This is a genomic window from Silvanigrella sp., assembly GCF_044369315.1.
In the GTDB taxonomy this organism is placed as follows: Bacteria; Bdellovibrionota_B; Oligoflexia; order Silvanigrellales; family Silvanigrellaceae; genus Silvanigrella.
In genome coordinates this window covers 1-11143 of record NZ_JBIPMD010000094.1, presented here as the reverse complement: position 1 = coordinate 11143, position 11143 = coordinate 1, and the positions used below count along the sequence as shown (strand labels likewise).

Below are 11143 nucleotides of genomic sequence, written 5' to 3'. Positions count from 1 at the left end.
TTACGGAACCTGATTTCTTTCCTTTTCCTCTCGCGAGAAAATCTACTTAAAACCATGGAACCGCACTCTGTTTTTGCTTTCTTCTCTTGTCAAATAACTTACCTTTGATTGGTGGCGGGGACAGGACTTGAACCTGCGGCCTTCGGGTTATGAGCCCGACGAGATACCAACTTCTCCACCCCGCGTCGTAATCAGTGGTGAAAGGGTTTCTACATGTCGATGGCGGTACTGTCAAGTAACTTCAACTATTTTTTAATAAAATAATATCTATGGGAGACTTATTTATAAAAAAAAAGGATCCTTTCTAAAATAAAGAAAGGATCCGAACAAAATAGTTAAAAATTACTTCTGAAAAAATGAAACTTAGCCAATAATTAAAAGAATAAATTATGCATTCTTAACTACATTATGCAATTTCTGACGTAAAAAATTTGGAAGAGCAAAGGCGCTTTTATGAATGTCTACATTGTAATATTTAGAAGCCTTTTCAATAGCATGAGCTCTTTCAAGATCTATTTTATTGTAAGGGTGCTGAACATCACTCGCAAAACCCCAAGACCAAAAACCATATGGGTAGGATGGAATAGATCCCACCATAGAGTACACAGAAGAAAAAGCTTCCGTTAAATTTCCATAGACTTTAGCAAGATCAAATTTATTTTCCCAAGGAGATTCACACTGTGCCATGACAATGCCACCCGGGGTTAAAATTCTTTTTACTTCTTTATAAAATTCCCCAGAAAATAAACCTACACCAGGCCCAATAGGATCAGTGGAATCTACGATAACAATATCAAACTGAGCAGAAGCGCTTTTTTTAACAAAATCAACGCCATCTCCAATATGTACCTTTGCCCTTGGGTGATTTAAACCAAAAGCAAGCGCAGGGAAAAACTGTCTTGCAGCTTCCACAACTTCACCATCAATCTCACAAAGGACAGCTTCTTCGACACAATCATGTCTTAAAACTTCTCTTAAAGTTCCACCATCTCCTCCGCCAATGACGAGAACACGCTTTGGATTAGGATGCACAAGGAGTGGGACATGCGAAATCATTTCATGATAAACAAATTCATCTCTATCAGAACACATCATAAGGCCATCTAATGTAAGCACTCTACCAAACCCAGTGGATTCAAAAACGTCTACTCTTTGAAAAGGGCTTTGACTTGAATGAAGTACTTTTTTAACATGTAAACCAAACGAAACTTCATCATTGTGACGCTCTTGGTACCAAAGATCTAATGGAGAAGTATTGTCAGATTCAAGCGTGTATGGTATTTTTTTAGAAAACATTTATATTTCCTTTTGATGTTAAGGGCGAGGATCCAATAAAGAGTCCTTTGCTAATGCAAATAGCACCAATGAAGCAACGAGTCCACGAAAATGAACCAAGGCAAGTTAACAAAAAAAAAGGTATCTGCAAAAAATTTATCAGTTGAGAGTAGCAAAAAAAGTTTGAAGTCACTTCCTATTAAAGACACCCAGGTAATTAAAACTTCTCAATTTCTCTTAAATACAAAAATAACGATTATTGGAGGAGGAGGAATAGCTGCAACAGAGCTTCCTAAACTTGCAAGAGAACTTCGCAGACAAGGAGCTGAGGTTCAATTTTGTATTACTGAAAATTGCCTAAAATTTATAGGAATTGAAAGTTTACGTTGGGCTAGTAACAATGAAGTAATTATAAATCCTTCTGGCCTTGCAGAACACATTTGCACATCCGATGCTCTTGTTATTTCTCCCGCAACAGCCGATCTTATTTCTAAAACAAGCAATGGAATTTGTTCTGATGGCGCTACCACTCTAATTCAAAGCGCTTTAGGTATGAATAAAACAATTATTTATTGCCCGACCATGCATGAAAGCCTTTCATTCTCTCCAATTATAGAAGAAAATAAAGAAAAATTAAAAAAAATGGATGGAGTTTTTTTTACCAATCCACGCATTGAAGAAGGAAAAGAAAAACTTCCTCTACCAAATATTTTAGCTATTAATATTTGTCATATCATTAACAAAAGAAAATATTATTCAAATAAAATCAAAAAAGTATTATTAACAATTGGTGGCACAAGAGCCATGATCGACCCTGTCCGCTGTGTTACAAATTTATCAACGGGATCATTAGGAATAGAAGTAGCAAAGACATTTTATGCAATGGGAATTGAAACTACCGTTTTATGCGCGAATACAAATAAAGAAGTTCCAGAATATGATTATAGCAAATTAATTTATCTACCTAATTACAATGAGATGTATAGTTACTTAAAAGAAATAAATTACAATAAATACGAAGGAATATTACATTTAGTAGCAGGTTCCGATTTCACTCCTAAAAGTATTTCGAATTCAAAAATTTCAAGTAAAGAAGAAACTCTAAGAATAGATCTCATAAGAGCAAAAAAAATACTAGATATTGATGACCTTTCTAAAATTCCATTTAAAGCAGCTGCTAAGTTAACATCAGGTAGCGAAATAGAAGGATTAGAAATTGCAAAAAAAATGTTAATAAATAAAAAACTAAATGCCGTTTTGCATAGCACGTCAGAATCTGCATGGAATAAAGAAAAAGAACATCATGGGACAATTCTAAAAAATACAAATGGACACATAGAAGAAACATGTGTAAATGGAAAAAAAGAGATGGCAGTTCAGTTTTATTTATCATTTAAAGATTTTTCTGATAATAAAAATGAATAATTTGTCTTAACGTATTATGTCAAAAAGTATTGTTTGACTTAAAAATCTAGGAACAAAACTATGTCTCAAACTCAAAAAAAAATAATTGAACCCCTAAAAAAAGAACCGGCACATGTTTTAAGAGGCATTTATACATGGACAAATATCATTATTTTAAGTGTATTTTATTCTTCTACAATTATTTTGTTATTTCCATTTGTTTATCCATTTGACAAAGAAAGACACTTTTTACACAAACTTGCTAGTTTATGGGCAATATCTATTGGTAAATTTAATCCTTGGTGGGTATTTAATATTAGAGGTAGAGAAAACCTTGTAAATAAAGATGAGGTAGTTATCTATGTCGCCAATCATCAAAGCCAGGCCGATATCTTAGCTCTTTTTATGCTTTCCACAAGATTTAGATGGTTATCAAAAGCATCCTTATTTAAAATTCCTATCTTTGGATGGGGAATGACGGCTGTCGGTTATGTACCCGTTGATAGAAGTAGCAAAGCAAGTAGTGAAAAAAGCATTAAATTATCAATACGACATTTGAAAAAAGGCACACCAATGATATTTTTTCCTGAAGGAACCCGAAGCAAAACAGGTGCGTTAGGTGAATTCAAAATGGGTGCATTTCGACTAGCAAAATCTCTAAATATTGCAATAGTTCCAATCACGGTTGACGGCTGCGCAGACATGTTACCTAAAGGATCAATTTGGCCTAAAGTAACTCAAGTAACAATAACTGTTCATCCCAAAATTGATTCGAATAATTTAACGGCTTCAGAACTTATGTTAAAAGCTAAAGAAGCAATTTCATCAAAATTAAAATAGGGATTTATAAAAATTTATGTTTATAAAGAAAATAATTTTTCTATTATTACCTGCTTCTATCATTTCGGGATGCCAATCTTATACACAAGAAAACCAAAAGATTAGGCAAGATCTTTATTCTGGAAAATTTGCGCAAGCAACAACCCAGCTAGATGAAAGCTCCATTGCAACAGAGTCAAGAAATTATGCTTTATTTACAATGGAAAAAGGCATGTTACTTTATTTGCAAGGTGATTATAAAAATGCAATCAATCAATGGCAAAAATCGGACCGGAAATTAGATGATTTATATACTACTAGTATTTCAAAGACAACGGCAAGTTTTATAGTTAATGACTCAATATCTGATTATACTGGTGAAGCTCACGAACGATTTTTAATCCCTATTTTTTCTTCTGTTGCTTTTTTTGCAAATAATGATCAAAACAATTCTCTTGTTATGGTTCGAAGAACAAATGACATAAAAAAAGCATTAGATAACGATAATGAAGGCGCAAATTTATTTAAATATGATGCCTTCTCAAATTATTTTTCTGGAATGGTTTTTGAATCAAAAGAGGAATGGGATAATGCAATTATCTCATACAAAAATGCACTTAATAATATTAAAAATAGCTCCTTAAAAACTGCTGAAATACAAATTTCAAAAGATCTTGCACGCCTAGCTGAATTTCGAAATAGGAACGATATTTTAAATGAATTAAAAAAGAATAATTCAAATCTGACTTGGCAAAAACAATCTGAATTATTAAAACAAGGTGAAGTTTACATTATTTATGAATCAGGAAATTCACCCGTTAAAACACCTAAAGATATTCTTTTTCCAACGGATAAAACAGTAGTAAGAGTGTCGTTTCCTGAGTATAAAGATATTCCTTATAAAAATAGATCTTCAGAAGTTTTTATAGGCCAAAAATCGTTTGGCAAGACAATTATAATGGAAGATATCGGAAAAATGGCAAAACAAGCTTTAGATGACAGAAGAGTTCGTGACATAGCAAAAATCGCAGCTCGTGTTATTGCTAAAGATCTTGCTGCACGTAAATTAGGTGAAGAAAGTCCATTAGCTGGTCTTGCTGCCAATGTATTTAGTGTTGCAACCGAAACGGCGGATACAAGAAGCTGGACTACATTACCAGATACAATTCAGGTATTAAGAATTCCTGTTGTAGCATCTAAAGAAACAATCATTTCCATTAAACCAGAATTCGGAAGCACAAATTCTTATAGTGTAAAACTCTCTCCAGGTGAAAAAAAGCTAATTCGATTTAGAACATTTAATTAATATAAATAAAATATAAGTCAAAATTAAGGTAAAAAAATTCAATGGCCTCAAATAATTCTAAAAATATATCATCGATTAAATTATGGATTCAACAAATTGGATTATGGCCATCAGAATTTGCCATTTTTTTTATCTCTGTAATTATATTAATTCCACTTTCATTAGGTTTACTTAGTATTACATCGATCGTTGTTCAAACAATCAATGCAGTCCCTACGGATATAACTTGGCAAAGATTACTTGGTGATCAATTATCTATATGGATTACACCTTTAGTTGAAGGCACAATTTTTGAAAACTCTATTCCATTATCTTTTCAAAAAGATTGGTTTACAATAATTTTTATATTTATAGCATTATTTTATGGTTTTTTAAATTTTTATAGTGATTATTTGTTAAGACATTTAGGCGAAAAACTTGCCAAAAAACTTAGAACAGATATTGCAAATAAATATCTTTCACTCGATTTTCAATCTGCAAATTCTGTTGACGCAGGGCTTCTCTCATCAATGGTAGGAGAAGATATAAGAGAAACTCAACAAACTTTCACTCGATTAATAAGTAGTCTTTTAAAAGATGGATTCACATCATTTATATTATTGTCTTGGTTAATTATTTTAGATATTCAGCTTTTTATTTTATTTATAACGGTATTAATTCCTGCAGGAATTGTTCTTAGAGTAACTAGCAAAACTTTAAAAAGACTCTCAAAACAAGGTTTGCAATTTGAAAGTGAATTACTTAGTGGAATTTTAGAAAGAATGCGTGGTTGGCAAACTATTCAAGTTCACAAAGCAATTCCATTTGAAATTATAAAATTTAACAAAATAAATGATAAAATATATCATGTTTGGAGAAGAGCAACGAGAGCAAGATCTCTTGGAAGTCCGCTTGTTGAGTGGTTTGGAATCATTGCAGGAGCTTTTATAATTATTGCTGCTCTTAGAAAAATATCTAATGGATCACTTGATAGCAATATTTTTATAAACTTTATGCTTACAGTCGCTTTACTGTCTGATAAAATCAATAGAATGACAAGTCAATTAAATTCTACTCGTAAGGGAACAGATGCACTTCAACGAATTCATTCATTTTTAATTAATGAAAATTTCCAAAAAAGAAATGTAATTTCAAAAGATTTAAATTTGATTCATAAAGAAAAAATTGAAAATATAGAATTTAAAAATCTTTCTATTGGAAATGAAATCAATCATATCTTATTTCATAATTTAAATTTAAAATTATCAAAAGGTGCTTTACTTGCCATTATTGGCCCCTCTGGTTCTGGCAAGAGTACTTTAATTCGCACAGTTCTTGGTATTCAAAATTCAATCAAAGGAAATATTTTAATAAATAATGAATATGCAGATGAAAAATTATTTCAAAAATATTCTCATGATATTTGTTTTATACCGCAAGAACCTTTTTTATTTTCAGGAACTATTTTTGACAATATCGTTTATCCAGAAAAAATTATAGCGCCAACTGAAAACGAAATAAAACTCGCAGCAAAAGCTCTCTCATTATCATTGCTTGAAAAGAAAGATATTTTTAGCGACATTAAAGGTCTCTCTGGAGGCGAAAAACAACGCCTTATGTTCACCAGAATATTTTACAGAAAGCCTGGATTAATTATAATTGATGAGGGCACAAGTGCTTTAGATATAGGAAATGAATTAAAGATAATCGAAAATTTAAAAAACCATGTAGAAAATTCAATAACTCTGGTCATTGCCCATAGACCCGCTATTAAAGAATATGCTACTGATATATTGGATTTTTCAAAAACAAAGACATCGCAAATGCTCTCTCCCCTTAGCGATGCGTCTACAAAGGAACTATTATGAACGGTTTATCTTCAATTATATCTGGTAAAAAGAATGAAGGTTCTTCACAATTTATATCAATAAACCCTGCAAATAGAGAAGACATATTAGGAACATTTGCAAATGCTTCCTTAGAGGAATGTAGAGAGGCTTGTTTACAAGCTAAAAAAGGACTTGAAATATGGAAAAAAACTCCAGCCCCAATTCGAGCAGGAATTATTTCAAATTTTGGTAAGTTAATTGAAAAAAATAAAGAAGCTCTTTCGCAAATATTAACAAGAGAAATGGGCAAACCTATTAAAGAAGCTCGTGGAGATGTGCAAGAAGCGATTGATACCTGTTATTTCTTTGTTTCAGAGGGCAGAAGACTTTATGGACAAACTGTACCTAGCGAAATGAGCAATAAAGAACTGTTTACTTACAGAAGACCAGTTGGTGTTTTTGCATGTATTACAGCAGGTAATTTTCCTTTTGCCGTTCCTAGTTGGTACTTTATTCCTGCATTAGTTTGTGGAAACACATGTGTTTGGAAACCCTCTGAAGATACTCCGTATTTATCTCTTGTTTTTGCAGAATTATTATATGCAGCAGGCGTACCTAAAGATGTCTTCCATGTTGTTTTCGGTTCGGGGCCCAAAACAGGGGCTGATTTAGTATCATTAGTAAATGAAGGATTAATCGATAAAGTAGGATTCACTGGCAGCACCGAAGTAGGAAGACATATAGGTGAAATTTGCGGAAGAAATCTTCAAACTCCTTGTCTTGAATTAGGTGGAAAAAACCCACTTGTTGTCATGCCAGATGCCAATTTAGATTTAGTTACGAATGGAATTCTTTGGTCTGGTTTTGGAACCGCTGGCCAAAGATGCACATCTCTTGGTAATTTAATTGCTCACAAATCAATAAAAGAAACATTAATTAAAAAAATAATGGATAAAGTAGCATCCATTCAAATTGGCAATCCGACAGATGAAAATATCTTTTACGGTCCTATGATTGGCGAACGTTTTTTAAATAAACACGTAGAAAATATAAATACTTTAATTAAATCTCATCACCGCGTGATAACTTCTAAAAATGGTGCAATTACAGAACAAAATAAACCCGATCGATTTTCTGGAAATGCAAAATTAGGTTTTTATGCTTTTCCATCAATTGTTGATAACGTAACAGAAAATGATGCTATTTATTCAACAGAAACTTTTGGTCCATTATTTAATATTTTAAGTTTTAGTGATTTAGATGAAGCCATTTATTTATCAAATAAAACAGGCTATGGACTAAGCTCATCAATATATACTTCGGATATCGAATCTGCATATAAATTTAGAAATGAAATATCTGCAGGTATGACAAGTATTAATAATAGTACAACTGGTGCTGAAGCTCATTTGCCATTTGGTGGAAATGGTAAAAGTGGGAACGGTAGTAGACAGTCTGGTATTTGGGTTGTTGATCAATTTACCAAATGGCAATCCGTCAACTGGGATATGAGCGGAAAATTACAACTTGCTCAAATGGATACAAATTATATTAATCCTACAGATTACATTATAAAATTTTAATATATTTAAAGGCAATTATTCACCCATTAATTAATAATAAATATTCTATATTAACGGGCAGGAGTGTGTTCATGCCAATATTTCAAGATCTTAAACAATTTGTCCGCTCTGAGAATGAATACAATCGTTACGAAGCTATTGAAAAGCTTGCTAAGAATTCTCAATCATGGCAGGGAAATTTGTTAATTTGGCAAATAATGGCCCTTATTCCAACAAATGAAGAAAAATCAAAATTAGCTGAATCTTTAATTCTTCCAAATTATCCCAGTAGTGAATGGGCTATCATTTCTTATTTATTACTTAAAGAAACAAATGATAGTGTTTTAAGTAGTTGTATAAATAATTTAGGTCGTTCAAAAATATGTGCTTTTTCAAATAGAATTAGTAAATTTTTTGATAAATCTTTTTTAACAAATAAAATCTTGTACTCCATATATTCTTATGCAGAACAAACGGGAGATGAAAATCTTTCTGATAAACTAGAAAATTCTTTTCATAAAAATTTACCTGATAATTTACTTTCAAAAGGCTTCCATGTTTTTATTAAACTTGGAATCATTAGTGATAAAATTAAAAATATAGCATTTAATATTATCTCATCCGATTTATCAGATGACTTAGACAAGACTTCAATGATTTCTGCTTTATTTTATCTAGCTTTTTCAATGGATAAAAACGATATAAATCATTTTAAAAATCTAAAAAATAATTTAAAAAACATTGAATCTTTCCGATTATCTGAAATTATTTTATCACAAATATTAAAATATGAAAAACTAAACTTTAATGAACTAGCTGCAGAAAATTTTATTAAAAATAGTTTGTATGAAGAAAAGCCTAATTTTATAGGTTATAATTGTTTTGATAACCAAATATTGATAAAAATAACAGAGAGCTTAATTCAACAATCCATTGAATTTAATTTTTCAGAAGAACTTACATCTTCTATTCTTAAACTAAAAAATTTGGGCTGTATTGATATTTTATCTAAAAATAAATCAATCGGCATTTCAGCTATTGAAAAAGATAAAAAGTATTTAGAAAAAATATGGATAACTAATATCCCTTATAAAAATGAATTATTTATAAAATCTGTTATAAATCCTGAACATTTTAAAATTTGGCATAAAAACTCAACGGATATCAGTTTTATTTTTTTAAATTATGACATATTATTTGAATCAAAAACAAATTTATGGCAAGACTTTTTTGATCAATGCTATGATACAAAAATACTTTTAAGTCAAATTGTCGCATTGGCAAATTTAAATACAGAAGAGCAAGACCTCAAAAAGTACTTGCAAATTGAAAATAAAGTTATTCAAAATATAAAAAAATGTGTCCTACGTTTTCAAAATAACGATTCAAAATCATATGAAGACTTTGTTGAAAAAATATATTCGGCAACAATTGGCTGCAATATCTCACCTAATTTTATGAGAGAAATCTATAAAACAATTCCATTTTCTGGAACAAGCTGGGCATTTACGGCAATTGCTTTAAGCGCTCCTCGTTTAGATCTTCATACCATTAGTTTAGCGATACAAAGTGAATTAGAAACGATTCATCAAACCTTAATAAAAGGTAACATGGAAAAAGACGAATATATTCTTGAAGTAACATCAAGGTTTCAATCTATCCTTGTAGGATCAAATCGTTTTCGAATCCCTATTACCCAAAAGACTCTTTCAACATTAAAAGATATTTCTAATTTAATTCAAAATATTCTTGATAATACATCCCAAAATGAGGATGAAACTGAGCTTGAGTCTTCTGATTGGAGCGGAAATTTTTTAACAGATAGGCCTATTTTACGTTGGGGTGCTATTTTACAAGTATGTCTCAACTCTCATTTAACAATGGAAGAAAAAGATTATTACGAAAGATATATTCGTGAAGGATTAAGAGTAGCACCACACGTTGAAAAAAGATGGATTGTAAGAGCACTTGTAAAATTGGACACAGATGACGCCATTAAAGCAATTTTATATCAAGCACTACAACATATTGACCCTGAATTTGTAGAACATACTATTAATGAACTTTTAAATTCAAAACATAAAAGAGCACATCAAGCATTAATTCGTTCTATTTCGAAAAATAATATTTCAAATGAACTCAAAATCAAAATTATAAAGGAAATTTCTTTAGAAAATCCTGAAGAAATATTACAAGAATTAAAAACGTTACAACTTTTAAGGTTACATGAAGATGTCGATTATGCTCTTCAAGAAGCTATTCAAAAAATTTCAAAATTAATTCCAGTATTACCAAAAAAAGAAAACGATAAAGATGTAAAAATATCTTCTCAAGATATCGATCTGATAATAAAATCTTTAATCCCACTCTCCGATTTTTTATCGATTGATTCTAAAAGCGCTTTAAGAACAGCTGAAATGATTTTAATTCAATCAAAAGATTGGGGTAATGAAGCAGTTGATTTGAGCCCAATTGTAAATATGCATTGTAAAGCAGTTGAATTGACCATGCGAGATACTTTCGAAGCTTATACAGATTCCGTAATTCGAAAAGGAGAGTTATCCAAAAAACTCGAATTTTTAGGATATGGAAAAGGCCTTGTTGAAAAAATGACGCTATTTGAAGATTATATTGCAAACCTTCCAACGATCCGTTCCATACCCTATTTTAGTAAATTTAAGTTAAGAAAAATGCTACGCGCTATTTGTCTTTATCGACCTGGAAAACGATTTACCTTAGATGGTCCTAAAGCATTTGCGCTCTTACTTTTAGTTGCTGCAAGAGAAGAATGTCAATTTAATTTAAATAAAATGCTTCAAATTCATTTCACAAATGATTTAGAATTATATGAATTTATTAAATTAGTTCATTCTTTACAAGATAGCAGAAATCGAGCTGTACATGAAGGTCTTACTTGGGAGGCCCGTGATGAAATTGAAACGATGCGAAAACAAGCCTATAAAATCATT

Annotated in this window: 7 protein-coding genes and 1 tRNA gene; 6 read left to right on the top strand and 2 right to left on the bottom strand. The window is 31.1% G+C overall.

From position 1 onward, the window contains the following. Positions 1-109 precede the first annotated feature (109 nt). A tRNA-Met gene (locus ACIQ56_RS09160) sits at positions 110-185 on the bottom strand. A 202-nt stretch (positions 186-387) separates the two neighbouring features. Further along, on the bottom strand, positions 388-1296 hold the full coding sequence (gene speE / locus ACIQ56_RS09155; RefSeq protein ID WP_397600766.1) for a polyamine aminopropyltransferase: 909 nt from the start codon (positions 1294-1296) through the stop codon (positions 388-390). 90 nt (positions 1297-1386) lie between these two features. Here speE and ACIQ56_RS09150 point away from each other — a divergent pair, with 90 nt between their 5' ends. The 6 genes from ACIQ56_RS09150 to ACIQ56_RS09125 all read left to right on the top strand — a co-directional run. Further along, complete coding sequence (locus ACIQ56_RS09150) at positions 1387-2700, top strand: phosphopantothenoylcysteine decarboxylase (protein WP_397600765.1); 1314 nt, start codon at positions 1387-1389, stop codon at positions 2698-2700. Between the two features lie 60 nt (positions 2701-2760). Next, entirely contained in the window at positions 2761-3519 is a 759-nt protein-coding gene (locus ACIQ56_RS09145) for a lysophospholipid acyltransferase family protein (RefSeq protein WP_397600764.1), read from the top strand. A 16-nt stretch (positions 3520-3535) separates the two neighbouring features. Continuing rightward, positions 3536-4804 carry a COG3014 family protein gene (locus ACIQ56_RS09140; protein ID WP_397600763.1) on the top strand — a complete coding sequence of 423 codons (1269 nt, stop codon included), beginning with the start codon at positions 3536-3538 and terminating at the stop codon, positions 4802-4804. A 41-nt stretch (positions 4805-4845) separates the two neighbouring features. Beyond that, entirely contained in the window at positions 4846-6651 is a 1806-nt protein-coding gene (locus ACIQ56_RS09135) for an ATP-binding cassette domain-containing protein (protein ID WP_397600762.1), read from the top strand. Next, positions 6648-8195, top strand: coding sequence for an aldehyde dehydrogenase family protein (locus ACIQ56_RS09130; RefSeq protein ID WP_397600761.1), 1548 nt, complete (start codon positions 6648-6650; stop codon positions 8193-8195). The genes ACIQ56_RS09135 and ACIQ56_RS09130 overlap by 4 nt, the downstream gene beginning before the upstream one ends. A 71-nt stretch (positions 8196-8266) precedes the next feature. Next, positions 8267-11143: hypothetical protein (locus ACIQ56_RS09125; protein WP_397600760.1), on the top strand; the 2877-nt coding region annotated here is incomplete at its 3' end.